The sequence below is a fragment of the Clostridium sp. M62/1 genome (genome assembly GCF_020736365.1).
In the GTDB taxonomy this organism is placed as follows: Bacteria; Bacillota; Clostridia; order Lachnospirales; family Lachnospiraceae; genus Otoolea; species Otoolea saccharolyticum_A.
Window position 1 is genome coordinate 546743 of record NZ_CP085988.1, and the last position, 24093, is coordinate 570835.

The 24093-nt window shown below is 51.2% G+C and carries 19 protein-coding genes; 15 read left to right on the forward strand and 4 right to left on the reverse strand.

Translation table 11 applies throughout. The features are described 5' to 3' along the window. Positions 1–65 precede the first annotated feature (65 nt). The 6 genes from LK436_RS02975 (at position 66) to cysK (ending at position 7878) form a co-directional block, all read left to right on the forward strand. Positions 66–1010: an ROK family glucokinase gene (locus LK436_RS02975; protein ID WP_008396952.1), complete on the forward strand. Its 945-nt coding sequence runs from the start codon at positions 66–68 to the stop codon at positions 1008–1010. Positions 1011–1223: 213 nt separating this feature from the next. Continuing rightward, a complete protein-coding gene (locus tag LK436_RS02980; RefSeq protein WP_008396950.1) occupies positions 1224–2876 on the forward strand; it encodes a putative manganese-dependent inorganic diphosphatase in 1653 nt (550 codons plus the stop codon). 303 nt (positions 2877–3179) lie between these two features. Further along, complete coding sequence (locus tag LK436_RS02985) at positions 3180–3941, forward strand: flavin reductase family protein (protein WP_008396948.1); 762 nt, start codon at positions 3180–3182, stop codon at positions 3939–3941. 36 nt (positions 3942–3977) lie between these two features. Then, positions 3978–4553 carry a shikimate kinase gene (locus LK436_RS02990; protein ID WP_008396947.1) on the forward strand — a complete coding sequence of 192 codons (576 nt, stop codon included), beginning with the start codon at positions 3978–3980 and terminating at the stop codon, positions 4551–4553. Positions 4554–4618: 65 nt separating this feature from the next. Then, positions 4619–6871: a DNA topoisomerase III gene (locus LK436_RS02995; protein ID WP_008396945.1), complete on the forward strand. Its 2253-nt coding sequence runs from the start codon at positions 4619–4621 to the stop codon at positions 6869–6871. 65 nt (positions 6872–6936) lie between these two features. Beyond that, complete coding sequence (gene cysK, locus LK436_RS03000) at positions 6937–7878, forward strand: cysteine synthase A (protein ID WP_008396943.1); 942 nt, start codon at positions 6937–6939, stop codon at positions 7876–7878. 128 nt (positions 7879–8006) lie between these two features. Here the strand turns inward: cysK and LK436_RS03005 are convergent, their stop codons facing one another. Continuing rightward, positions 8007–8354, reverse strand: a complete 348-nt coding sequence (locus LK436_RS03005; protein WP_008396942.1) for a DUF2200 domain-containing protein — start codon at positions 8352–8354, stop codon at positions 8007–8009. A gap of 270 nt (positions 8355–8624) precedes the next feature. Between LK436_RS03005 and LK436_RS03010 the strand changes: the two genes are divergently transcribed. The 5 genes from LK436_RS03010 (at position 8625) to LK436_RS03025 (ending at position 13411) form a co-directional block, all read left to right on the forward strand. Next, positions 8625–8981, forward strand: coding sequence for a PadR family transcriptional regulator (locus tag LK436_RS03010; protein WP_008396941.1), 357 nt, complete (start codon positions 8625–8627; stop codon positions 8979–8981). After that, positions 8956–9090 carry a hypothetical protein gene (locus LK436_RS18350; RefSeq protein WP_008396940.1) on the forward strand — a complete coding sequence of 45 codons (135 nt, stop codon included), beginning with the start codon at positions 8956–8958 and terminating at the stop codon, positions 9088–9090. Before LK436_RS03010 ends, LK436_RS18350 begins: the two co-directional genes overlap by 26 nt. Positions 9091–9286: 196 nt before the next feature. Continuing rightward, entirely contained in the window at positions 9287–10315 is a 1029-nt protein-coding gene (locus tag LK436_RS03015) for a glycosyltransferase family 2 protein (RefSeq protein WP_008396938.1), read from the forward strand. 20 nt (positions 10316–10335) lie between these two features. Next, positions 10336–12051, forward strand: coding sequence for a glucosyltransferase domain-containing protein (locus tag LK436_RS03020; RefSeq protein WP_021966615.1), 1716 nt, complete (start codon positions 10336–10338; stop codon positions 12049–12051). 73 nt (positions 12052–12124) lie between these two features. After that, positions 12125–13411: a DUF1576 domain-containing protein gene (locus LK436_RS03025; protein ID WP_008396936.1), complete on the forward strand. Its 1287-nt coding sequence runs from the start codon at positions 12125–12127 to the stop codon at positions 13409–13411. Between the two features lie 80 nt (positions 13412–13491). On the opposite strand, the gene LK436_RS03030 is transcribed toward LK436_RS03025, so the two are convergent. Beyond that, complete coding sequence (locus LK436_RS03030) at positions 13492–15318, reverse strand: ABC-ATPase domain-containing protein (protein ID WP_008396935.1); 1827 nt, start codon at positions 15316–15318, stop codon at positions 13492–13494. A 346-nt stretch (positions 15319–15664) separates the two neighbouring features. On the opposite strand from LK436_RS03030, the gene LK436_RS03035 reads away from it, so the two are divergent. After that, complete coding sequence (locus tag LK436_RS03035; RefSeq protein WP_008396934.1) at positions 15665–16804, forward strand: YcxB family protein; 1140 nt, start codon at positions 15665–15667, stop codon at positions 16802–16804. Positions 16805–16975: 171 nt separating this feature from the next. Here the strand turns inward: LK436_RS03035 and LK436_RS03040 are convergent, their stop codons facing one another. Together LK436_RS03040 and LK436_RS03045 are read right to left on the reverse strand one after the other, a co-directional pair. Further along, positions 16976–17992: a PTS sugar transporter subunit IIC gene (locus LK436_RS03040; protein WP_015544077.1), complete on the reverse strand. Its 1017-nt coding sequence runs from the start codon at positions 17990–17992 to the stop codon at positions 16976–16978. Positions 17993–18385: 393 nt separating this feature from the next. Continuing rightward, the gene (locus LK436_RS03045) at positions 18386–20302 is read right to left on the reverse strand and encodes a sigma-54-dependent Fis family transcriptional regulator (protein WP_008396929.1); all 1917 of its coding nucleotides are present in this window, start codon (positions 20300–20302) and stop codon (positions 18386–18388) included. A 585-nt stretch (positions 20303–20887) separates the two neighbouring features. On the opposite strand from LK436_RS03045, the gene LK436_RS03050 reads away from it, so the two are divergent. From LK436_RS03050 to LK436_RS03060, 3 genes are all read left to right on the forward strand, one after another. After that, positions 20888–21904, forward strand: coding sequence for a hydroxyacid dehydrogenase (locus LK436_RS03050; protein WP_008396924.1), 1017 nt, complete (start codon positions 20888–20890; stop codon positions 21902–21904). A 44-nt stretch (positions 21905–21948) separates the two neighbouring features. Further along, the gene (locus LK436_RS03055) at positions 21949–22650 is read left to right on the forward strand and encodes an RraA family protein (RefSeq protein WP_008396922.1); all 702 of its coding nucleotides are present in this window, start codon (positions 21949–21951) and stop codon (positions 22648–22650) included. An 89-nt stretch (positions 22651–22739) separates the two neighbouring features. Further along, positions 22740–24092 carry a TRAP transporter large permease subunit gene (locus LK436_RS03060; protein WP_008396920.1) on the forward strand — a complete coding sequence of 451 codons (1353 nt, stop codon included), beginning with the start codon at positions 22740–22742 and terminating at the stop codon, positions 24090–24092. Position 24093 lies beyond the last annotated feature (1 nt).

Genomic DNA, 24093 nt, shown 5'->3' on the forward strand with positions numbered 1-24093 from the left:
CAAATATGCCCTGAACAGGGATTTGGGAATGAATAAAAAGATCAGAATATAAAGGAGATACGCAAATGGAAAAGAAATGTGTCGGAATTGATGTGGGCGGAACAAGCGTCAAGCTGGGAATGTTTGAGATGGACGGCACGCTTCTCGAGAAATGGGAGATTCCTACGAGAAAGGAGGAGAATGGACGGCACATTCTCTCAGACGCAGCGTCTTCCATCAGAGAAAAGATTTCTGAGAAGGGGCTTTCCATCTCCGATCTGGCTGGAGCGGGGCTTGGCCTTCCAGGACCTGTGATGCCGGACGGCTCTGTGGAGGTCTGTGTGAATCTGGGATGGAAAAATATGAATCCACAGAAGGAATTAAGCGGTCTTCTGGACGGCCTGACCGTCAAGACGGGAAATGACGCCAATGTGGCCGCCCTGGGAGAGATGTGGCAGGGCGGAGGCAAGGGCTACAGTGATCTTGTCATGATAACGCTTGGAACCGGAGTCGGAGGCGGCGTGATCCTGGATAAGAAGATCGTGCCGGGAAGGCACGGCACAGGCGGCGAAATCGGCCACATCCGCATTCGCGAGGAGGAGAAGGAGTTCTGCAACTGCGGCGGCCGCGGCTGTGTGGAGCAGGTAGCTTCCGCCACGGGAATCGCCAGGGAGGCCAGAAGGGCCATGGAGCGAAGCGACGCCCCGTCAGAGATGAGAAAGTTTGGCAAAGACATCACAGCGAAGGATGTGCTGGACTGCGCCAAGGCAGGGGATGAGATGGCCTGTGAGGTTATGGAGACAGTGTCCTACTATCTGGGCTGGATGCTTTCGATCCTGGCTATGACGGTAGATCCGGAGGTGTTCGTCATCGGCGGAGGCGTTTCAAAGGCCGGAACCTTTCTGACAGATATGATAGAAAAATATTATGACAAATTTACCCCTCTCTCCGAGAAAAAGGCGAAGCTCACTCTGGCCACTCTGGGAAATGATGCCGGAATTTACGGAGCCGCCAGGCTGATTCTGGATTAGAGAAGGGAAGGATGGGGAGAAGAAAGATCCCCTATAAATGAGGAGCCCCCGGTGTCCACAGGACAGCCGGGGAAATTATGAAAAATCTATGTGCAAATCGAATAAAAAAATGATTTGTAATTACTGTTTATTATGCAAATAGTATAAAAAATAAATGTGAATAATTTATGAACGCTATGTTAATAGATTATGAAACATAGACGGAGGAAGAGTATGAGCGACAGCAAAAAAAGAAGAACGATTGTCATAGGACATAAAAATCCTGACACGGATTCTATCTGTTCAGCCATCTGCTATGCAAATCTCAAGCATATCCTGACAGGGGAGGAATATACGCCTGCGAGAGCCGGACACGTGAACTCGGAGACTCAGTACGTGCTGGACTATTTCGGCGTGGAAGCGCCTGAGCTGATTGAGAACGTGAGAACCCAGGTGAAGGATATTGAGATCCGTGAGACAAAGGGAGTTGACAAAAATATTTCCCTGAAAAAAGCCTGGAATCTGATGCAGGACAATACGGTTGTGACCATTCCGGCTGTGACGGAGGACAATACGCTTGAGGGGCTTATCACAGTGGGAGATATTACCAGATCCTACATGAATGTATATGACAGCAGCATTCTCTCCAAGGCCTGCACCCAGTATTCCAACATACTGGAAACTCTGGAGGGAGCCCTTTTGGTAGGAGATCCCGAGGCCTACTTTGACAAGGGAAAGGTGCTGGTGGCTGCAGCCAACCCTGATATGATGGAGTATTATATTGAGAAACACGATCTGGTCATCCTGGGAAACCGCTACGAGTCCCAGCTCTGCGCCATTGAGATGGAGGCAGACTGCATCATTGTCTGCGAGGGAGCAGGCGTTTCCATGACGATCAAAAAGCTGGCCCAGGAAAGAGGGTGCACGGTGCTGACGACACCCTATGACACCTATACGGCGGCAAGACTTATCAACCAGAGTATGCCGATCAGCTATTTTATGACAAAGGATAACCTGATTACTTTTGGGACAGAGGATTTTATCGATGATATCCGGGATGTAATGACGAACAAGCGCCACAGGGATTTCCCCATCCTTGACAGGGACGGAAAATACAAGGGAATGATCTCCCGGAGAAATCTTCTGGGAGCCAGAGGCAAGAACCTGATTCTGGTGGATCACAATGAGAGAAGCCAGGCAGTGGAGGGGATGGAGAGCGCCAATGTGATGGAGATCATCGACCATCACAGACTGGGAACCGTGGAAACCATGTCCCCTGTATTTTTCCGAAACCAGCCGTTGGGATGTACGGCGACGATTATTTATCAGATGTACAATGAAAATAAGGTGGAAATCGACAGGAAAATTGCGGGACTTCTGTGCAGCGCCATTCTCTCGGATACACTTCTCTTCCGCTCGCCCACCTGCACCGCTGTGGACAAGGCGGCAGCTCTTGAACTGGCAGAGATCGCCGGCGTGGATGCGGAGAGTCTGGCGAAGGAGATGTTCGAGGCCGGAAGCAAGCTGAAGGGAAAGACGGACTCTGAGATCTTCTACCAGGATTTTAAGCGCTTCACGGCAGGCAAGCTGACCTTCGGCGTGGGACAGATCACTTCTCTGAACGTGGAGGAGCTGGGAAAGATAAAAGAACGCCTGATAGAGTATATCGGCGAGGCCAGAAACGAGCAGAAGGTGGACATGATGTTCTTTATGATGACAAATATCCTGGAGCAGTCCACGGAGTTAATCTGTGACGGCCAGGGTGCGGAGCAGCTGGCGGCGCTGGCCTTCCACTTAAAGGAGGGTGCGAAGGTTGTGACCCTGCCGGGCGTAGTGTCCAGAAAGAAACAGCTCATTCCGGCGCTGATGATCGCCACGGAGCAGTAGGCTCCGGGCAGATAAAATGCAGCAGGAGCTGTGAAACGGCAGCGGCCTGAATTGACGGCGCAAAGCGGGAGACTCAGGCTGTTTCTGCATAAAATGAGACAGAGGGCTGCCCAGGAGCTGTGAGGCTTTTGAGGCAGCCGTTTTTACATAACAGGAAACTTCGTTCCCCGTTATGTAGAAACGCTCCGCGGGGATCGCACTGCGGCGTATAGGAAGAATGCCGCTTTCGCGGCCCGCCGCAGGCGGAGAATCCTGCGGGGCAGGATTCTTTTTATACTGTGGAATGAGAAAAGGAGAAAATCTATGGCGAAACAATATTGGAGGCCGGGAAACATGGTGTATCCGGTTCCGGTGGTGATGGTGAGCTGTCAGAAAGGAGAGGAGCGGCCGAATATCATCACGGCCGCCTGGTGCGGGACTGCCTGCTCCTCCCCTGCCATGCTGTATGTGTCCATCCGTCCGGACAGATATTCCCATCATATTATAAAAGAGTCCGGGGAATTTGTGGTGAATCTGGTGACAGAGGAGCTTGCGTTTGCCACAGACTACTGCGGCGTCCGCTCCGGGCGTGATGTAGACAAATTTAAGGAGATGAAGCTCACCCCCCTGGCGTCAAAGTATGTAAGCTGCCCGGGAATCGCCGAAAGTCCTGTGAACCTGGAATGCCGCGTCACACAGATCCTCTCCCTGGGAAGCCATGACATGTTTCTCGCAGAGGTGGTGGGAGTGACTGCAGACGAGGCATATATGGATGAAAACGGACGGTTTGATCTAAACAGCGCAGGGTTGGTGGCCTACTCCCATGGAGAATATTTTAAATTAGGGGAAAAAGTAGGAAAATTCGGATATTCCGTTCAAAAGAAAAAGAAGGACGGCGAAAAAAAGCAGGCCGCCAGGGAAAAGCGCGGGGCTGCAGGAAAGAAATCCGGTGCGAAAAAGAATACGGCAGGGGGAAAGAAATCTGAGATAAAAAAGAGCGTCAGGGAAAACCGGGACGGCAGGACGGGGAAGGGCCCCAGAGCCGGGAAAGGTAAGAAGAACGAAAAAAACCGCCGTGTGTTTTAAAGCCCGGAAGGCAGATAGGAAAATCAGGAGGACAGAATGGGAAAAATGACAGAGGAGAGGAAGGCAGGAAGTTTCGCAGAGGGCAGGGACAGGGCAAATGTGACCCTAATCGGCATGCCGGCCGCCGGAAAGAGTACGGTGGGGGTGCTGCTTGCCAAACGGCTGGGATACGCGTTTGTCGATGTGGATCTTGTGATTCAGGAGCAGGAGAACAGGCTTCTGAAGGAGATTATCGCCGATGAGGGTATGGACGGCTTTATGGCTGTGGAGAACAGGGTAAATGCCTCTCTGGACGTTCAGAAGAGCGTAATTGCGCCGGGAGGAAGCGTCATTTACGGGGAGGAGGCCATGGAGCATTTAAAGTCCATCGGGCTTGTGGTGTATCTGAAAATCAGCTTTGAGGAGCTTTTAAAAAGGCTTGGAGATGTGGTGGACAGAGGCGTAGTCTTAAAAGAGGGGATGACCCTTCAGGATCTCTATGAGGAGCGGATTTCCTATTTTGAGAAATATGCCGATATTACGGTGGACGAGGAAGGAAAGAATCTGGGGCAGGTGGTGGACGAGCTGAGAGGCCTGCTGGAGCAGAGACTGGGACTTCTGCAGGGAGAATGACAGGCCTTCGCAGAAGCAGGCAAAACGGGTATCTGTCCCGCAAAAAGTGAGAGAGGAGAGAGCAGATGAAATCTCTTGTAATAGCTGAAAAGCCCTCTGTGGGCAAGGATATTGCCAGGGTACTTGGCTGCAGAAAAAGTGCAGACGGCTGTCTGGAGGGCGATAAGTATATTGTTACCTGGGCGTTCGGCCATCTGGTGGAGCTGGCAGCGCCGGAGGAGTATGATAAAAAATATAAGGACTGGAATATGGCGGATCTTCCCATGATGCCGGAGCCGTTTAAGCTGGAAGTGATCGGAAAAACGGCAAAGCAGTTCGGTGTGGTGAAGCGCCAGCTCTTCAGAAACGATGTGAAGGATATTGTCATCGCCACAGATGCAGGGCGGGAGGGAGAGCTGGTGGCCCGCTTTATCCTGATGAAGGCAGGGTGCAGGAAGCCTTTGAAAAGGCTTTGGATCTCCTCCGTCACAGACAGGGCCATAAAGGAGGGATTCTCCCGCCTGAGGGATGGAAGAGAGTACAACCACTTAAGAGATGCAGCCATGTGCCGGGCAGAGGCTGACTGGCTGGTGGGGCTTAACGCCACCAGGGCTCTGACCTGCAAATATAACGCCCAGCTTTCCTGCGGACGGGTGCAGACGCCGACCCTTGCCATTATCGCAAAGAGGGAGGAGGAGATACGAAACTTCCGGCCAAAGGCCTACTGGGGTCTCACAGCCAGGACGTCAAAGCCTGCCCTTATACTGACCTGGCAGGACAAAAAGTCCGGGGGAATGAGAAGCTTTGACAGGGACAGGATGGAGGGACTTCAAAAGAGCCTGAGAGATCAGCAGGTGCGGATCACAAAGGTTAAAAAGACACCGAAAAAGACCATGGCCCCTCTCCTCTACGACCTGACGGAGCTTCAGAGAGACGCCAATAAGCGGTTTGGCTATTCGGCCAAGGAAACGCTCAATATTATGCAGAGGCTCTATGAAAATCACAAGGTTCTGACCTACCCGCGGACGGATTCCAGGTATCTGAGCAGTGATGTAGCCGACACGATACACGACAGGCTCGCAGCCTGCGGGACAGGGCCCTACCGGAAGCTGGCGGGAAAGCTGTCAAAGAATGTGTGGACAAAGAAGGCGTCCTTTATCAACGACGGGAAGGTCACGGACCACCATGCCATTATTCCCACCGAGCAGTTTGTACAGCTTCAGAACATGACCTCGGAGGAGCGGAAAATCTATGACCTGGTTGTCAGGCGTTTTCTGGCAGTGCTGTATCCGGCAGCAGAGTATGACGAAACGGTGATTACGGCTGAGATAGGCGGAGAAATTTTTACCGCCAGAGGAAAGGTCATGAGAACCCCCGGCTGGAGGGAGGTCTATGAAAGCGCAGACGAATCCGGCCTTTCAGGGACCGGAGGATACCTGGATGAGGAAGACGGGGACGAGGACGGCGAAGGTCCTCAGAACGAGAGGGTGAAGGCACAGACACTTCCCGATTTGCGGGAGGGGGATGTGACAGGACCGGCAGGTATTTCACTGACGGAGGGAAAGACGAAGCCGCCGGCTCCCTTTAATGAGGCAACCCTTCTGTCGGCTATGGAAAACCCTGTCAGATATATGGAATCCGGCGACCGGGCCATGGCAAAGACTCTGGGGGAAACAGGGGGACTGGGAACGGTTGCCACAAGGGCTGATATTATTGAGAAGCTCTTTTCCGGCTTTATGCTGGAAAAGAAAGGAAAGGATATCTGTCTCACATCCAAGGCGAAGCAGCTTCTGAGGCTGGTGCCGGAGGATCTGAGAAAGCCGGAGCTGACGGCTCAGTGGGAGATGCGTCTTTCCAAAATTGCAGAGGGTGAGATGAAGAGGGATGCCTTTATGGAGGACATCCGTACCTACACAAAGGATATTGTCGAAGAAATTAAGGGGGGAGAGGGAACCTTCCGCCACGATAATCTGACCAACACAAAATGTCCCCGCTGCGGAAAACGGATGCTCTCTGTGAAGGGAAAGAACAGCCAGATGCTGGTCTGCCAGGACAGGGAGTGCGGCTACCGGGAAACCATTTCCCGCACGTCCAATGCCAGATGCCCGAAATGCCATAAAAAGATGGAGCTTCGGGGCAAGGGGGAAAACCAGATGTTTTCCTGTGTCTGCGGCTATAAGGAGAAGCTGTCGAATTTTAAGGAGCGCAGGCAGAGGGAAGGCGCAGGGGTGACGAAGCGCGATGTGGCCAGATACCTGAATCAGCAGAAAAAGGAAGAGAAGATGGTGAACAATCCCTTTGCAGATGCACTTAAAAAGATGCAGGAGCAGGATGTGTGAGAAAGCAGTTTGTACAGTGGCTGGAGTTAAATGAAGATCAGCCAAGTGTTCAGGAGGAATGAAAAATGGGAAGAATCTATGGAGGAATAGAGGAGCTGGTGGGAAGGACACCCCTTGTAAGGCTTGCCAGGCTGGAAGGGCGCGAGAAAGTCAGAGCAGAAATTCTGGCAAAGCTGGAGTGCTTTAATCCTGCAGGGAGCGCCAAGGACCGTGTGGCCAGGCAGATGCTTGAGGACGCGAAGGAACAGGGAATTCTGAAAGAAGGGTCTGTGATTATTGAGCCTACCAGCGGAAACACGGGAGTGGGGCTGGCGGCTCTTGCCGCTGTAAACGGCTACCGGGCAGTGATTGTTATACCGGACAGCATGAGTGTGGAGCGAAGGCTTCTGCTGAAGGCCTACGGCGCCGAGATCGTTCTTACGCCGGGGGCTGAGGGGATGGCAGGCTCCATCAGAAAGGCGGAAGAGATCAGGGAGCAGTTCCTGAAAGAAGGAAGGCCTGCCTGGATTGCGGGACAGTTTGAGAATCCGTCCAATCCCAAGGCCCACTATCTGACTACAGGACCGGAGATCTGGGAGGACACAGACGGGGAGGTAGACATTTTCGTGTCAGCGGCCGGAACCGGCGGGACAGTCACAGGAACGGCCAGGTTCCTCAGGGAGAAAAAGCCGGATATTCATGTGGCGGCTGTGGAGCCTGCGGCTTCTCCTGTGCTCTCGGGAGGTCAGCCGGGCCCCCACAAGATTCAGGGGATTGGAGCCGGATTTGTGCCGGAGATTCTCGATACAGGGATTTACGATGAGGTAATCCGGGTGGAGGACGAGGCGGCCTTCCGGTTTGCCAGACTGCTTGCGGGGACAGAAGGGTTTCTGTGCGGCATTTCATCAGGAGCCGCCCTTGCCGCTGCCTGCGAGATAGGCAGACGGCCGGAAAATGAGGGGAAGAGGATTGTGGTTCTGCTGCCGGATACAGGGGAGCGCTACCTGTCCACCGGGGTTTTCGGATAAATTTAAGGAGAATAGGTGAGAGAAGAGGAGTCATTTTATAGTTCCAGCGAAGTCACTATAAAATGACTCCTCTTCTCTTTGGGGGAGGGATGGGGAGGGATTTCTATTCCGTCTGAATCTGCGGGAAATTACCGCAGGATTTTTTCCATGGGCTTTCCTTTTGCCAGCTCGTCGATGAGTTTGTCGAGAATCCGGATTTCCCGCATCAGAGGTTCAGAGATGGTTTCCACCCTCACCCCGCAGACGGTTCCCCTGATAAGGTTTCTTGCGGGATTCATGGCAGGTGCATTTCTGAAAAATTCTGCATATTCAATATCAGATTGAGAAAGCTTTAAAATTTCGTCTCTGCTGTAGCCGGTGAGCCAGCTGATGACCTGGCTGACCTCTTCGCCGGTGCGGCCTTTTTTTACGGCTTTATTTACCAGAAGGGGATAAATGGATGAAAATTTCATCCTGTAAACTTTTTCACTGTCCATATGCGTTCTTCCTTTCCTTTTGTTTTGGCTTTATGTTCTATGAGGATTTTACCATATCAGGGATGAAAGGGATACGGGCTGCGGGAAGAGAAATGAAAGAAAACTGTAAGATCCGTTCCAGCTATCTTGTGATACAATATAGTTAAGCTACTATGTTATGCAAGACAGCCTGGAAGAGGAGTATGGCAGAAACAAAAGACGGGTAAGAAGAGCAGGGACAAAAAATCAGGATACAAATCAGAACTACAGGGAAAAAACAGGAGGGCAGGAATGTACGATCAGTCGCAGCTTATGAAGGGTATCATGGAGGGCTGCATCCTCTCGATCATAGGCCGTGAGCGGACATACGGGTATGAGATAGTGGAGCGGCTGAGAGAAAAGGGGTTTTCGGATGTAAGGGAGGGGACGATTTATCCTTTGCTTTTGCGCCTGGAGAAAAAAGGAATGCTGAGGGCCGAATTCATGCCTTCTCCTCTGGGGCCCAGCAGGAAATATTACAGCCTTACAGAGGAGGGAAGAAGGCAGCTTGAAGTATTTTGCGACAGCTGGAGGAGGACGGTGAGGGCAGTGGAAAGAACTATCGGAGAGGAGGGGGAGAACAATGACGGCCAGTTTAAAGGAGCTTAGGAAGGAAAATAAGCGGGAGATGGAGGCTATGGCGGTGTTTCTTGTTTTTCTGATTTGCGCAGTCCTCTACAGAAACCTTATAAAGTCCCAGCTTGCAGGGAAAAATTAGGCTGTTTTGTCTCAATCGTGTAAAAGAAAAAATAGGTAAGAGAAGAGGAGTCATTTTATAGTTCCAGCGAAAGTCACTATAAAATGACTCCTCTTCTCTTGGGGGAGGGATGGAAAGAAACCGCTTGTAACGGGATGGGAGATATGATATAAAGAAAAGGCAGTGATGAAAGAATGAAACCAGAGGAAATACGAAAATGAAACGAATTTCGATTATTATTCCCTGCTATAATGAACAGGAGGCGATTCCTCTTTTTATGGAGGAGGCCGGCAGGGTGTGTGGGGGACTGACAGAGTATGAATTCGAGTGGATTTTCGTGGATGACGGCTCAAAGGACGGGACGCTTTCCCTGTTAAAAGAATATGCGAAAAGAGACAGGCGGGTGAAATACCTGTCCTTTTCAAGAAATTTTGGAAAGGAAGCGGCGATCTACGCAGGGCTTGAACATGCCCGGGGAGATTATACAGCCATTATGGATGCGGATCTGCAGGATCCGCCCAGGCTTCTGCCGGAGATGATAGAGGCGCTGGAGTCAGGGGAGTATGACAGCGCGGCCACCAGGAGGGTGGATCGCAGAGGAGAGCCGCCCATCCGCTCTTTTTTTGCAAGGATGTTTTACCGTCTGATCCGCCATATCTCTGATATTGACATTGTGGACGGGGCCAGGGATTACCGCCTGATGAACAGGAAGATGAAGGATGCCATCGTATCTATGACGGAGTACAACCGCTTTTCCAAGGGGATTTTCGGCTGGGTGGGATTTCGTACCAAGTGGATTCCCTTTGAGAATGTGGAGCGGGTGGCAGGGGAGACGAAATGGTCCTTCTGGAAGCTTTTGATCTACTCTATAGAGGGGATTGTGGCCTTTACCACGGTTCCGCTGACGATAGCGGCCTACCTGGGGCTTATTTTCTGTGTAGTGGCCTTTTTCATGGTGCTGGTGGTAATCGGAAAGACGCTGATGTTCGGCGATCCGGTGGGAGGCTGGCCCTCCCTGGCCTGCATTATCCTCTTTGTGGGCGGCATCCAGCTTCTGTGCGCGGGCATTGTGGGGAAATATCTTGCCAAAATTTACCTGGAGGTAAAAAGGAGACCTATCTACCTGGTAGCAGAGGAAAATCTGGACAGGGATCATGAGTCTGACAGGAAAGGAAGACAAAGCAGTGAAAATACATCTGTTTCTGAGGAAGAGGCTGACAAGGCAGCCGCAGAATGGGATGGATGATCCGGAAAGGAGGAGGAAGAATGAGTCTGGCAGGTCAAAAAAAGGCTGGGGAGATGGGCAGACAGGGAGCTGATGGGAAAAATACGGCCATTTTAAGGTTTTTCAGGGGACTTTGCCGGGAAACTGCAGAGTTTGGCTCCTTCATCAAAAGAAACAGGGCGGGTGCGCTTTTCTCCGGGGCAGCCGCCCTGTTTGTGTATTGGGGATGGCTGACAAGCGCTGATATTACTGTGGACAGCGAGATTATGATGACAGATCCCCAGAGCATGATGGCTTCCTGGCTGGGAATTAACCGGTTCGGACTCGTTTTTACCAAGCATCTGTTCGGAATGACTTCCTTTGTTCCCTCTGTGTCCAAGGTGCTTACCGTGTGTATGCTGTGGATAACGGCCATGTTTTTTTCCTTTTGTGTGTATAAGTGGAGCGCAGAACAGAAACGGTTTCTCATTTTCTCGGCAGCTTTTCCCGCACTGTATCTGACGGCTCCCTGCTTTGCCGAACAGTTTTATTTCACTCTCCAGTCCTTTGAGGTGGTATTTGCCCTGTTTTTGTGCGGGGCGGCTGTGTATGGGGCGGGGCAGCTTGTTTTTTTTCGCGGAGGCCTGCTCTGGGGTCTGATATCTGTTCTCCTTATGGTCTGGGCCTTCGGAACGTATCAGGCCATGGCGGCAGTTGCGGTGACTCTGACCGTGATTCTGTTTATGACCGTCTATCTGTCCGACACGGGAAAAGGGAGGGGAAGAAGCTTCTGGTTCCTCTCGGGAGTCCGCCTGGCGCTTATCTTTCTGTCAGGTTTTGTGCTGTATCTTCTGACGGCTTCTCTGGTGCGCCGCCTGTCAGGGGGAAGCGAAGCCTATGTGGCAGATATGGTGCACTGGAAAACAGAGGGAGTCAGACAGTGCATCGGGTATGTGAAGGGAGAGGTGCGCAGAGTATTTGACTGCTACTATGTGATGTTCAGGCCGGGATTTCAGTGGATTCTTCTATTGTTTCTGACCATATCCTGTGTCTGGGCGGGGAGGAAAAGGGAGAAGGGTCTCCTCTTTTATCTGGCGGCTGCGGTTCTGTTTCTCATCTCACCGTTTTTTATGACCATCGTTTCAGGGTATTACCAGCCAATACGGGCACAGCTTGTCTATCCTCTTGTCTATGGGTTTTCCGCGGCCTTTCTGGCAGCGGCTCTCTGGCCCTCAGAAAGTGCAGGCGCGCGGAAGGAAGAGCAAAAATCGAAAGCAGGAAGAAGGAGCCGTATCAGAAAGGGACTTTCCCTGGCAGCAGTTTTTATGTGCCTGGCGGCTTCCTGGCGTCAGGGCTGTGATACTGCCCGTCTCTTTCAGACGGTACATGAGGTGTCAGAGCAGGACACAGCTCTGACGGGAGAGATCTATGGAAGGGCTGGGAAAATGGCTGCTGACGCAGGACTCGATATTTCCGACTGTACCTTTATTTTTCTTGGAAGCAGGCAGGCAAGTCTTACAGGGGAGAAGCTGCTGGGGGATGTGATTGGATGTTCCTTTTACCAGTGGGATGCAGCCAGCTCCATGGGAATTTCCAGAAGGATTTACGATCTGATGCAGGCGCTCAATCTGCCGTGTGCAGAGCCGGTTCTGTCAAGGTATCTCGACTCTCTTCCGTTTTCTCAGTCAATGACCTGTTACCCTGCAGAAGGGTCAATCGTACTGGATGAGGATACTGTGATTGTAAAACTGTCAGAACCTGTGCAGAGCGGCTCCTGATTTCTCATTATAGAAGGAAAAATCTGAAAGCTTCGCCGATTTCAGGCTGAACGAATTTTTAAAGAAAGGTTGTATGATAATGGCTCACATGAACCACCTGTCGAGAAGGGGGAAGTTTCTTCTCCTGTCAACGATTCCCCTCTATTTTATGGTCTGCGGTTTTCTGCTCCAGCCGGTAAATGAAATCTGGCCTGGAATTGTGACTCTGATTAGAGAACCTGATTTTCTGATTACCGATTATTTTGTGGTGGGAGGAGTGGGGGCTGCGTTTCTGAATGCAGGGATGCTTACCCTTCTAAGCATTGCCCTGATCTATTTTCTCGGAATGGAGATGGACGGACACACGATCACCTCCGCATGTCTGATGTTTGGTTTTTCACTGTTTGGGAAGAATCTCTTAAATATCTGGGCAGTTATGGTCGGCATCTGGCTGTATGCAAAATACCATAAAATGCCGGTGTCTAAATATATTTACATAGGACTTTACGGAACCAGCCTTTCCCCCATTATCACGCAGATTATGCAGATAGGGCAAATGCCTTTGATTTTCAGAGTGTTCCTGGCCCTGGGAGCGGGAATGGTGATCGGGTTTGTACTGCCGCCTCTGGCCACCCATGTTCATTTTTCCCACAAGGGATATTCCCTCTACAATGTGGGATTTGCCGCAGGGATCATTGCTACTGTGATCGTGTCTCTCCTTAAATCATTCGGAATCACGGTGGAGAGCAGGCTTATCTGGTATACGGGAAATACCATGACCTTTTTTGCAATTCTCTGTATTCTGTTTGCCGGAATGGCAGTGGGGGCGTTTTACGTCGGCGGCCGCCAGGCAGTGGAAGAGTACCGGGCAATCCTTAAATGTTCCGGCATCGGGGGCACAGATTACCTGCGGGACAATGGAGGGCCGGCCACTGTGCTTAATATGGCGGTCAACGGCTTTCTGTCCACTCTTATGGTTGTAATAGCCGGAGGTGATTTAAACGGTCCAACCATCGGAGGTATTTTTACCATTGTGGGATTCAGCTCCACGGGAAAGCATATCAGGAATATCTTCCCCATTATGATGGGAGTCTACCTGGCAGGACTGACAAAGTACTGGAGTATCAGCGAACCCTCCCCCATGCTGGCCTTCCTGTTCTCTACCACTCTTGCGCCTATTTCAGGAGAGTTTGGATGGCTGGCCGGGCTTCTGGCAGGCTTTCTCCACTCCTCTGTAGCGCTCAATGTGGGCATTGTGTACGGAGGAATGAATCTCTATAATAACGGCTTTGCGGGAGGAATTATAGCGACCTTTCTGGTGCCGGTCATCCAGTCCATCCGCGATCGGAGAGCCAGGGCAAGAGAGGAGGACGCCCTCTGATCTGCGTCCTCCCCCTTCTGTTTTTTTCGGATGCCGGACCGTTTTTTGCGGCCCGGCTGTTTTATCTGACCTGACAGGGCCTAAGCCTGGTGCTTCCTGTACCTGGCCAGGCAGGCGTAGACCTCCTGGGCTCTTGGCCTTGCGAAGCCGGAAGCCGTATAGCCTCCTCCCTTGCTCTTTTTTAAGAAGGAGGAGAAGCCCTCAGAATCCCACATGCGTTCCAGCTCTTCCATGATTTCCGAAATATTTTTCCGGCCGTCGGCAAGTTCACAGCAGGAATAGCGCAGGATATAGGCGAGAGCTGCAGTCTGCTCAGAATCGGCAATCTGCTCTACATAGTGAAGGTTTACTGTATTTTTGTCGATGGAGAAGGAATCCCTGTCGAAGAACTTGACCTTCCCATCGGCAATCCGCTTGCCGTTTACCCGGTAGGGGCGGGAAGCATCCGGCATCCGGAAGGCAGGCGCAGCCTCAGAGGATTTCACCGGAGACGGGAAGGCCTTCAGGGTTTCACGCACCTTCTCTGTGATGTCCACAGGACGGTAGCTGTCCATCTGGATCACAGTGTCCGCAATGTGGAAGAAGGCGCCGGAGCTTCCTGCCACCAGGATGGTGGAGATGCCCAGCTCGTCAAAAAGCTGTCTCGCCCGCTCAATGAACGGGGTGATCGGCTCTTTTTTTCTGTGGATGACGCTCTGCATCAGCTCGTCCCGCACCATGAAGTTGGCGGCAGAGGTATCCTCGTCGATGAGAAAGGCATGGCAGCCGGAGAAAATGCCCTCCACGATTCCGGCCGCCTGGGAGGTGGAGCCGCTGGCATCTTCTGTGGTGAAGTGGGTGGTATCCTTTCCATTGGGCAGGTCATTGATAAACAGGGAGATGTCTGTGTCCTCAATATAGCGCCCATCCTCTGCCCTCAGCTTTAAGGCGGTAGAGTCGGTGATCACATATTCCCTGCCGTCCCCTGCGATATGGTTGTAAACGCCCATCTCCAGCGCCTTTAAAAGCGTGGATTTTCCGTGGTAGCCGCCTCCTGCAATCAGTGTAATCCCTTTGGGAATGCCCATGCCGGACAATTCCCCTCTGTGGGGAAGAGAGAGGGTGACGCGAAGGCTCTCCGGGGACTGGAAGGAAACGCTCTCCCTTAAGGGAAGATCGGAGACGCCGCTCTGTCTTGGGAGGATGGAGCCATCAGCCACGAAGGCGGCAAGCCCTCTCTTTTCCAGCTCAGCCCGGATATACTCCTGATCGTCGGCAAGCTCAGCCCTCCTTCTGATTTCATCGGCCGGCAGGGAGGCTGCCATCAGCGCCCTCTTTACGCAGGCGGGAATAAAGTCAAAGAGGATCTTTTCAAGCTCCCTGGCATTGATGGTGCGGCCGTTGGCAGGAAAGCCTGCGTGGAAGCGAAGCCAGATGCCGTCCTCCCGTATCTCACAGGCAGTCCGGGAGAGAATTTCCTGGCCGCAGCGGGTCACAGAGATCAGCCCGCTCTTTCCGGAGCCCTTTGCCTGGAAATTGAACCTGGCCGCCTCCCTGCCGAACTGGCGGATGAGATAGTCTTCCAGGGCTGTCTTTCTCATATCTGTCTCATAGAGAGACGCTTCAAATCCCGCTGTTTTATGGGGCACAAACACGCTCAGATGGGAAGGGGAGGCAAAGGGATCGCCCTGTACGTGGTCGATGGAGAGCTGAAAGCCTGGAAAACGGTAGATCCCCGCAAGGGATTTGTAGGCCGGATAGCTTCTCCTGTCAATGGAGAGAAGGAGGGTTCTGAGCTCCTCAGAACCCTTTAAAACCCTGGGTCTGTCCGGAGTGAAGATGCGCTCTCCTGCGCCCTCCCTGTCTCTGCCGCCGCCGTCATTGCCGCCGCGGCGCCCTCTGTTTCTGTACTGTTCATATGGTTTCATAGTCAAGCACCTGTTCCTTTCCTGTGATAAATTCAATTATTAATAGCAGAAAGTCATCTCAGTTATATTTTGCCCGATAGATCTGGCCGTTTATATCTCGTAATAGTATATCATCCATTTACTTCCCGCGCAAAGCCTTTTGCCCTCACACCTGTTCCACCTGTCCTAAATGAGAAATCTGTGGTATAATGACCGAAAAACGGTCATTATGACGATCCGCTGGGGAACGGAGGGGGTGCCAAAACCCTTGCGGCGAGTGCGCGTCTCTCGAAGAGATACATATCCAGAGGAGATGGTATAATGATCGCGAGTAAAAATGTGAAAAGTAAGGGAGGAATTCAAAAAAATGGCAAAAGGGTATTTTTATGTCTTTCACGATCCGGAAGACGGGTTTATATCGGGGAAGGCATCGGATGTTGCAAGGGATATGGCAGCCAGAGGGGCCTTCAGACCTACTGGATGGGTGGAAATTGCCGTGTGGGCTGCTATTTCCCTGTTTGTATCCAGGGAGATTTCAGTGTATTTAAATCTTGCAGGTGCAGTGACCCTTGTCCTGTGGATCGCGGTTGTGGTTTTGCTCTATGCAGTATCCAGAGGAATTTTATTTCTGTCTGCCTGGATATCATCGAGAAAAAATGCGCAGAATCCAGAGGTGCGGCAGGCTCTTCGCCAGTATATCTGGTTTGGAGAGGGAAGCATGTTCACAGAATCAGAGGATTCCAGACTGGATATATCCTATAAAAGAATCAGGAACATAGAATGCGAGGGGGATCGCTTCATCCTCAATATGAGCACCGGAAAACAGATGATCCTGGAAAAGAAAAATTTTCTGGAAGGAAAGCCGGAAAAATTTGAGGCATTCATTCGAAAAAAAATTGAGGAGGGAACTTCCCTGGAGCTTGAGGAGGGTGCTCCTAGAGCCAGAGTTCTTGAGAGTGAAGAGGGAATTTACCGTCTGTATCAGGCCGCAGAGTGGAACCGGCTGAAAAGCGGGCGTGAGAAGTATCCCTTCAGCATGTATCTTCTGATATTTCTGTGTGTGAGCGCAGGCTTTACCTTTATTAATATCTCTCTGAAGGATGGAGCCCTTCCGTTTGCGGCCTATGCCGCTGTTGAGGCAGTTTTGGCCGGTGTCTGCGCAGCCCATTACCGTATGAAAAACAGACAGGCGAGAAGCGAGAAATCACTCAGAAAGGCTGCTGGCCGTGAGTGGAAGATGCTGAAGGGCAAAGCCGATGGTCTGGAAAAAGAGCTTGTATTCTTTAAGAAAGGGTTTAAGGTCAGGACAGAAGAGTATACAACCTCCTATAATTATGAAAATGTCAATACTGTGATTGCGTCAGAAGACTCCATGGTCATTGCCGGAGACGGATTTTCGTTTGTGGCTATGGCGGGTACTGAAACATTAGGCTACCCGGAGATCAAACGGCTGATAGAGGGTGGAAAGAAAATACACATAGAAGAAATGTCACAGGACAATAAATAGGTAAAAATCGCAGGCATAGAGAATTCATCTCATAAGAAGTGCTCTGAGAGAATGTGAGCCACAGCGGCAAGGATTGCCGTGCTGTTTCTCCCGTACTTTCAGAGCACTTTTTTTATGCTGTCATTCTTTTTTTGAGCAGCTTTTCACGAAATCAGGGCGGAAGCTGTCAGGCTATGCCGTCTTGGCAGAGTTTTTCTGCTCGTCAAAGCGCTTAAATACGATGCTTCCCACAAATCCGGCGAGAGAGCCGCCTGCAGCAGCCAGCACCAGCGCAGTTGCCACCTTTCCGGGAGGATTGAAAGCAAATGGAGCCAGAAGTCCCGGAATCGGCGATGCAGTTCCGGGCGCATTGTTTATAATGCCCAGCATGGCAGCGGCTATTCCGGCCAGTCCGCCGCCGAAGAAATTGGAGCCGTAAATAGGGATGGGATGCCTTGTAATAATGTGGGCCTGTGTCAGAGGCTCCAGCATAACGGCTGCGATGTTGCTCTTATTGCCCAGATGAAGGCGGGCAAAGATAAGACCATTGGTGAAGGATCCGCCGAAGCAGGCAATGGCTGCAATACCCATGGGAAGGCCTGTCAGTCCCAGCATGGCAGTGAGGGCCATGGAGCTCAACGGAGAGGTACAGATCATCTTGATAATACCGCCTAACAGAAAGCCCATCAGAATCGGTGACTGTTCCGTTGCCGCTGTGATTGTGTTTCCAATATAGCCCATGGCTGCATTGACAACCGGATCCGTGAAAAAGGCAATAGTTCGGGCAATGGGAGCCAGAACCAGAGCGCCCAGAATGGTGTCAAGGCCTGCTGGCAGGTACTTTTCGATAAGAGGGGCCAGAAATCCGGTCAGGTATCCGACCATAAATCCGGGGAGGATTCCGTAACCGCCTACCGCCACACCTGCAACTACAGCAAACAGGGGATTGGCACCCATCCCGATGGGAATCAGAATAGCGGAAGCGACGCCTCCCAGGCCTCCGGCTACGGAGCCGATTTCGCCGAGAAAGGCAATTCCCAGAAGGTCACCGGAAATATACCTGTGTACTGCTTCAACAAGGAAGGTGGCCACTGCAGCGTTCGCCAGCCCCGACATGGCCACGGAACCCTTTGGAGCCTTCATGCTGAACAGAGAAAAGCCGGCAAGAGTCAGGAGAAGCAGGCCCATTCCAAGAAGAATTGTTGTCATATTTGTTCCCTCCATATTGTTTGTCTGGTATTGATAAAATCAATACTGTAAAAAGTCGCGTAAAAATATTTTACTATAAATAAGGAACAATGAAAAGGATAAAGATTGGAAAAATATGTGTAATTTTCCATAGTTTCACACTTCATAGCGATAAAATTACACGCTTCTGCATAGAAAAATATGAAATTTATCAGATAAAATTGTGGTAAATATCTGAAAGTGAGAGACGGGTGGCAGGCCGAACAAAAGAAGAGGGAGCAGGAGGACAGAAGGTTTCCGAACAGGGAAACTGCAAAAAGCACCGTGCGCCAGAACTTTATGCTGTCTGCAGATGAACGTGCACGGTGCTTTTGAATGGTAAATCCTATATCATTTAATTTCGGATGGGTGGGACTATTGGGAAAACAGGCCATATTTTTTCATTTTCCGCCAGAGGGTTGCTGTGCTGATACCCAGATCTTTTGCCGTCTTTGCACGGTTCCCATGATTTTTTCTCAGAGCGTGTTCAATTTCTGTCTGTTCGCAGTTTCCCACTGTATCTTCCAGAAGGCCTGGAAGCGGTTCGGTCTTCCCGGAGAAGGAGAAGATGTTTTTAAGCCATGAAGCCGAGATTTCCCTGCCGTCGGACAGTGTGACGATCCGTTCCAGCAGGTTAAAAAGCTGGCGCACATTGCCGGGGCAGGGTTCCCGTGAGAGCAGCTCCATGGCGTCGGGGAGAAAGGTGACGGGACGGTTCTGCCGCTTCATGTAAGCATTTACAAGGAGGGGGACGTCGCCTGTGCGGCTCCTGAGGGGAGGAAGGTTCAGCTCAAGCACGTTGAGTCGGTACAGGAGATCCTCCCGGAACAGCTTCTGTTCCACAAGCTCATACAGATTTTTATTGGTGGCGCTGATAATGCGGATGTCCACCGGAATGATCCGGTCATCGCCCAGGCGGCAGACCTCTCTCTCCTGAAGAACGCGCAGGAGCTTTGCCTGTACGTTCAAATCCATCTCTCCGATTTCATCCAGAAAAACAGTCCCTCTGTGAGCCATCTCGAAAATTCCCATTTTTCCCTCTTTGTTGGCACCTGTGAAGGCGCCCTTCACATAGCCGAACAGTTCACTTTCCAGAAGAGACTGGGGAAGAGCTGCGCAGTTGATGGCCACAAAGGGCTCGTCCGCCCGGGAGCTTTCATTGTGAATGCTCTGGGCAAACAGTTCCTTTCCGGTGCCCGTTTCCCCGGTGATGAGAACAGAACTCTGGGAGCGGGCATATTTTCTGGCCAGATGGATGGTGTCTTTCAGAACACGGCTCTCCCCGATGATATCTTCAAAATGACTTTTCGCTGTGTATCCCCTCTCGCTTTTGCTCAGACGCAGTCGCTTTTCGGCAGACTGGATGCTGTTTTCACTGGAGACGATGACTACAATGCTTTTCAGCCTTCTGCTCACAATCACCGGCAGGTATTCGGCCACATAAATTTTTCCGCCCAGGCGGAGAATCTGCTGTTTTTTGTGGAGATTGGCCTTTCCCTCAATGGGTCGGCGGCCAATATGAAGAAAACTCTCCGCTTCACCTGAAAACAGACATTCCCTGAGAGTCGGCAGCATCCGCTCTGCCGTTTCATTGGAGAACAAAAGACTGCCGGAGGTGTCAAAGCTCAGCACTGCATTGGAAATTCTGTTGATGGTAGTGGATATGGTGGTCAGATATTCATCCTTTCTCTCCATAGAAGAAAGAATGCTCAGAGCGCTGTCAATGGCGAGAGAGATATTGGATGGCTCTACCATGAGGGGGATATGGCGTAGTCCCAGCTCCCGGATTGCCTCAATGGCTCTCTTGACAGAAAAGCCGCCGATCAGAGCCTCCGTGCCGGGCCGCAAAGCTGTTTTAAGCTCATCCATGATCGTGTCTGGCGATTTGGGTTCAATGAGCTGTACGTCCAGGCCGGAGATGCGCCGGAAGGTTCGCATAATGTCATGGGCTTTGTCAAAGCCTACCATAGCCACCTGCTCGGGAGGAGCTCCCGCTGCCTCAAAAGAGCTGTAGATTTCCTCGTAGAGATAGGGGACATTGATGACAGGCACGGATACATGGTGCTCGATCAGGCTGGTATTGCGACCCCGGCAGATAAAAATACGGCTTCCGGCCCGGGCATATTCCAGTGCACAGCTCAGGGTCTGTTCGCCTGTGGCTTCTGTTACGGAAATGTGGCTTTCCAGGTGTCTCTCAGCGATAATTTTCCTTGCGGCCTCAGCAAAGGTTTCTGAGGCCGCGAAAATGACAATGTCCGACGGATGGTTTATGGTTGTTAAGGTATGGTTCATGGCAATTCTCCCTGTCACAGCAATCTTTGCAATATTCTTCAGCTTTTTAAAACCAGTGTTATCTGAACAATAAAAACATTAGAGGAATCTCTGAACAGATTTGATAATGTTTCATTACTGCAATATTATTTTGAAATAAATATTTCATATATGAAATAAAATATTGATTTAAGTATAGATAAACTGTCTCGGTTTGTAAAGTGAAAAAATAAAATCAAATGAAATAGAAAGGGATAATAAGAGAAGGACTTCATCAGGAAAAAACTCAGAAATACAGCACATATTGTCCCATGTCCGTTTAAATACAGGCAGTGGGAGAAAAAGCCGGGCGGCAAGAGAACTCCGTGAAAGAGGAGATGCTGGGGCACCGGAAGGGGAGCGAAACAGAAATTGAAAGAAAAATGGCTGTTTTTGAGAAAAGTTGGCATGGGTATTGCTCAATAGATAGAAGGAAACGTTATCTGAAACCGGATAATTTCTGGAGAGGCAGTCTTATGGGGGGACAGTAAGTGCAGCTGGGGAAAAGGCATTCTGCAGATAACTTTTCTGTCAGAGAAGAAAAAAACAAAAGGAGGAATCGGAGATATGAGTTTTAGGATTTTACTTCCGCAGCCGATTTTAGAGTCAGGAAGACAGTACCTTCTTGAGAGGGGATATGAGCTGGTGGACGGCTCCGGGTTTGAGGAGGAGGACATTATCCGGGATATCAGGGGCTGCGATGCCATGATTGTGAGAACTGCCAAGATTACAGACCGGATCCTTGAGGCAGCCGACAGGCTGAAGGTCATTGCCCGCCACGGGGCAGGCTTCGACGGAGTGGATCTGGAGGCGGCGAGAAAAAAGGGAATTTTAGTCCTCTATGCGCCGAAGGCCAACAGCCAGTCCGTGGCAGAGCTGGCCGTGTTCTATATACTCCACTGTTCCAGAAACTTCAAGCTGGTTCAGAAGCTGTACAGGGACGACTACCGGTTCGCGAAGTTTAACGTGGAGAAGCATGAATTAAACGGAAAGACCCTGGGACTCATCGGAGTGGGAAATATCGGAGGCCTTGTGGCAAAGAAGGCGGCCCTCGGATTTGATATGAAGGTAATTGCCTTTGATCCTTACGCAAAGGAGCTGCCGGACTACATAGAGGTGGCAGAGAGCCGCGAGGAGGTGTTTGAGAAGGCAGATTACGTATCCCTCCATGTGCCGGCCACCCCGGAGACAGTGAACAGCGTGGGAGAGAAGGAATTCCGCCTGATGAAGCCGACCGCGTTCCTGATCAACACATCGAGAGGAAGCGTGGTGGATGAGGAGGCGCTGATCCGGGCGCTGAACGAAAAAGAGATCGCAGGTGCGGCGCTGGATGTCCTGAAGCAGGAGCCAATCGATAAGGATAATCCGCTGCTTGAGATGGACAATGTAGTGACAGCGCCCCATATCGGAGCAGCGACGAAGGAGGCATCTGCCAGAGCGTCGCTGATCTGTGCCCAGGGAATTGATGATTATCTGTCAGGCCGGAAGCCGGAGTTTGTGGTGCCGCCGATGAGAGATATGGTGAAGCAGGAAGGCTGGGCCGGGAAGGGGCAGGCAGAACAGACAGACAAAGCGGGAGAATAGAGCAGAAAGAGAAACGAGAAAAATTAGAAAAGGAGAGAGACAGGATGAGCGTAGGAAACAGAGTATTTTTAAAGAGAAACCTTCCGGCAAGGGAGTTAGTAGAAGAATTCAGGAATCTTCCGGCGGCAAACGTGGCCGATACTATGGGGAGATCCTGTGCGCTGAGCAGTGAGATCCGCCTGATCAGCAGCCCGAAGCAGGCAATGGCAGGAGCGGCGCTGACTGTGAAGGCCCGTCCGGGAGACAACCTGATGCTCCACAAGGCCCTGGACATGGCAGGAGAGGGGGATGTCATCATTGTGTCCAACGATGGGGACAGAACCCATTCTCTTATGGGAGAGATCATGGCAGTTTACGGGGCTTATACAAGAAAGATTGCAGGAATTGTGCTGGACGGCCCAATTCGTGATATAGAGGAGCTGTCTCAGATGGAGATGCCGCTGTACGCTACCGGCTCCACACCGGGAGGCCCGTACAAGGAGGGACCGGGAGAGGTGAACGTGCCGATTTCTATAGGGAATATCGCTGTGATGCCGGGAGACATTATCCTGGGGGACAGGGACGGAGTGATCGTGATTCCGAGGAAGGATGCGCCGGAGATCCTGGAGGCGGCAAAGAAGTATGCGGCGCTGGATGCAGGAAAGGTGGAAGCTGCAAAGAACGGAACCTCCAAGAGACAGTGGGTAGAGGACACTCTGGTGAAAAAGCAGGTAGAGATTATCGACAGAGCTTATGAGGAGGAATAGACAGAGGGAAATTCGCCAGCCTCAGGCGGAGATAAAATACTGACAGAAAAATCAGGAAAGAGATACAGAGGGGAAGGAGATGAATCGCAATGGGCCAAGGTCTTGCAGCGATGCTGGTTTTTATTTTACTGATTCTCGTCTGGAGCGTTTTTGTTAAGCGCAACATCGGGGAAATTGCTTTTATCGGAATGATTGTCGTTGCTCTGTTTGGCGGCAGACAGGCACCTGAGCTTCTGCTCGGAGGAATTAAGTATGCGCTGAGCTATGAGGTGCTTTTTGCATCCCTGGCGTTTGTTTTTATGTCATTCCTGCTCCAGAACACCGGTGTTCTGGAGGGGATGCTGAAGATATTCAACCGCCTGTTCAGAAGAATGAAGGGAGGTCCGGCATATGTCAACACAGCTATTTCCGCATTCCTGGGAATGCTCTCAGGAGGAAATACGCCGAATGCAGCGACCTCGGGAGCCTTTACGGCTCAGTGGCTTTTAAGCACTGGCTGGAAAAAAGAGCAGGCAGCCACGCTGATTGCAGCCAACGGAGGACTCGGAGCAGGCTTTCCGCCCAGTTCATCCCTGTTCATTGTTCTGGCATTTCCCACAGTGGCAGGCGCTGTTTCTGAGGGACAGCTTTACATTGCCCTGTTTATCACGGGAATTTACCAGGTAATCTGGAGAGTACTCTATATTCACTATGTGATCAGGAAAAACGGAATTGTGCTGCCGGAATCCGCTTCCAACGAAAGCTGGGGGTCTGTGCTCAGAAGCTCAGGAAAGAATCTGCTTTTATTTCTGGGAGCTATTATTCCGGTAGCGCTCAACATGGGACCTCTCTCCGAGTTCATCTCAGGACGCTCAGAGGTGTGGGCTGCGGCTATTGAGAGTGTTAACATTCTCGTGTGGATTCCGATCCTTATGATTGTGGTGATCCTGGGACTTGGCTGGAAGGACATCAAAAAGAAATTCCACTCCAGAACGCAGTTTGTGGAGGAACTGATTCCGCACTTTTCCAGCACAGGAGGACTTCTGCTGTTTGTATTTGCTGCCAGCAACATTATCAGCAATCTGGGTCTCTCCGATGATATTGTGGCTCTTCTCAATACACTGAGCCTGTCTAAAATTGCAACGGTTGTCATTATCCTGATTTTGATTGCCGTGGTAGCGGGTCCGCTCTCCTCCACAGCGACGCTCACCTCCATAGGTGTGATCTCCCATGCAATTCTTGTATCTGTGGGAATCAATCCTCTGGCGGCCGCAACGGCAATTCTGGTAGTGGCTTCTACAGAAGGGGCATCACCGCCTGCGTCAGGTGCTCTGTTTGTGGCCTGTGGGCTGACGGAATGTGATCCGCCGAAGATATTTATGCCGCTTATCACATGGTTTGTCATTCCAATTACAGCCATTGCTGCGCTGGTATGTCTCGGAATCCTGCCGGTACCACATTAAG

Coding starts and splice junctions, on each gene's coding strand:
- LK436_RS02975 (WP_008396952.1), top strand. CDS start 66: ATGGAAAAGAAATGTGTCGGAATTGATGTGGGCGGAACAAGCGTCAAG.
- LK436_RS02980 (WP_008396950.1), top strand. CDS start 1,224: ATGAGCGACAGCAAAAAAAGAAGAACGATTGTCATAGGACATAAAAAT.
- LK436_RS02985 (WP_008396948.1), top strand. CDS start 3,180: ATGGCGAAACAATATTGGAGGCCGGGAAACATGGTGTATCCGGTTCCG.
- LK436_RS02990 (WP_008396947.1), top strand. CDS start 3,978: ATGGGAAAAATGACAGAGGAGAGGAAGGCAGGAAGTTTCGCAGAGGGC.
- LK436_RS02995 (WP_008396945.1), top strand. CDS start 4,619: ATGAAATCTCTTGTAATAGCTGAAAAGCCCTCTGTGGGCAAGGATATT.
- cysK (WP_008396943.1), top strand. CDS start 6,937: ATGGGAAGAATCTATGGAGGAATAGAGGAGCTGGTGGGAAGGACACCC.
- LK436_RS03005 (WP_008396942.1), bottom strand. CDS start 8,354: ATGGACAGTGAAAAAGTTTACAGGATGAAATTTTCATCCATTTATCCC.
- LK436_RS03010 (WP_008396941.1), top strand. CDS start 8,625: ATGTACGATCAGTCGCAGCTTATGAAGGGTATCATGGAGGGCTGCATC.
- LK436_RS18350 (WP_008396940.1), top strand. CDS start 8,956: ATGACGGCCAGTTTAAAGGAGCTTAGGAAGGAAAATAAGCGGGAGATG.
- LK436_RS03015 (WP_008396938.1), top strand. CDS start 9,287: ATGAAACGAATTTCGATTATTATTCCCTGCTATAATGAACAGGAGGCG.
- LK436_RS03020 (WP_021966615.1), top strand. CDS start 10,336: ATGAGTCTGGCAGGTCAAAAAAAGGCTGGGGAGATGGGCAGACAGGGA.
- LK436_RS03025 (WP_008396936.1), top strand. CDS start 12,125: ATGATAATGGCTCACATGAACCACCTGTCGAGAAGGGGGAAGTTTCTT.
- LK436_RS03030 (WP_008396935.1), bottom strand. CDS start 15,318: ATGAAACCATATGAACAGTACAGAAACAGAGGGCGCCGCGGCGGCAAT.
- LK436_RS03035 (WP_008396934.1), top strand. CDS start 15,665: ATGGCAAAAGGGTATTTTTATGTCTTTCACGATCCGGAAGACGGGTTT.
- LK436_RS03040 (WP_015544077.1), bottom strand. CDS start 17,992: ATGACAACAATTCTTCTTGGAATGGGCCTGCTTCTCCTGACTCTTGCC.
- LK436_RS03045 (WP_008396929.1), bottom strand. CDS start 20,302: ATGAACCATACCTTAACAACCATAAACCATCCGTCGGACATTGTCATT.
- LK436_RS03050 (WP_008396924.1), top strand. CDS start 20,888: ATGAGTTTTAGGATTTTACTTCCGCAGCCGATTTTAGAGTCAGGAAGA.
- LK436_RS03055 (WP_008396922.1), top strand. CDS start 21,949: ATGAGCGTAGGAAACAGAGTATTTTTAAAGAGAAACCTTCCGGCAAGG.
- LK436_RS03060 (WP_008396920.1), top strand. CDS start 22,740: ATGGGCCAAGGTCTTGCAGCGATGCTGGTTTTTATTTTACTGATTCTC.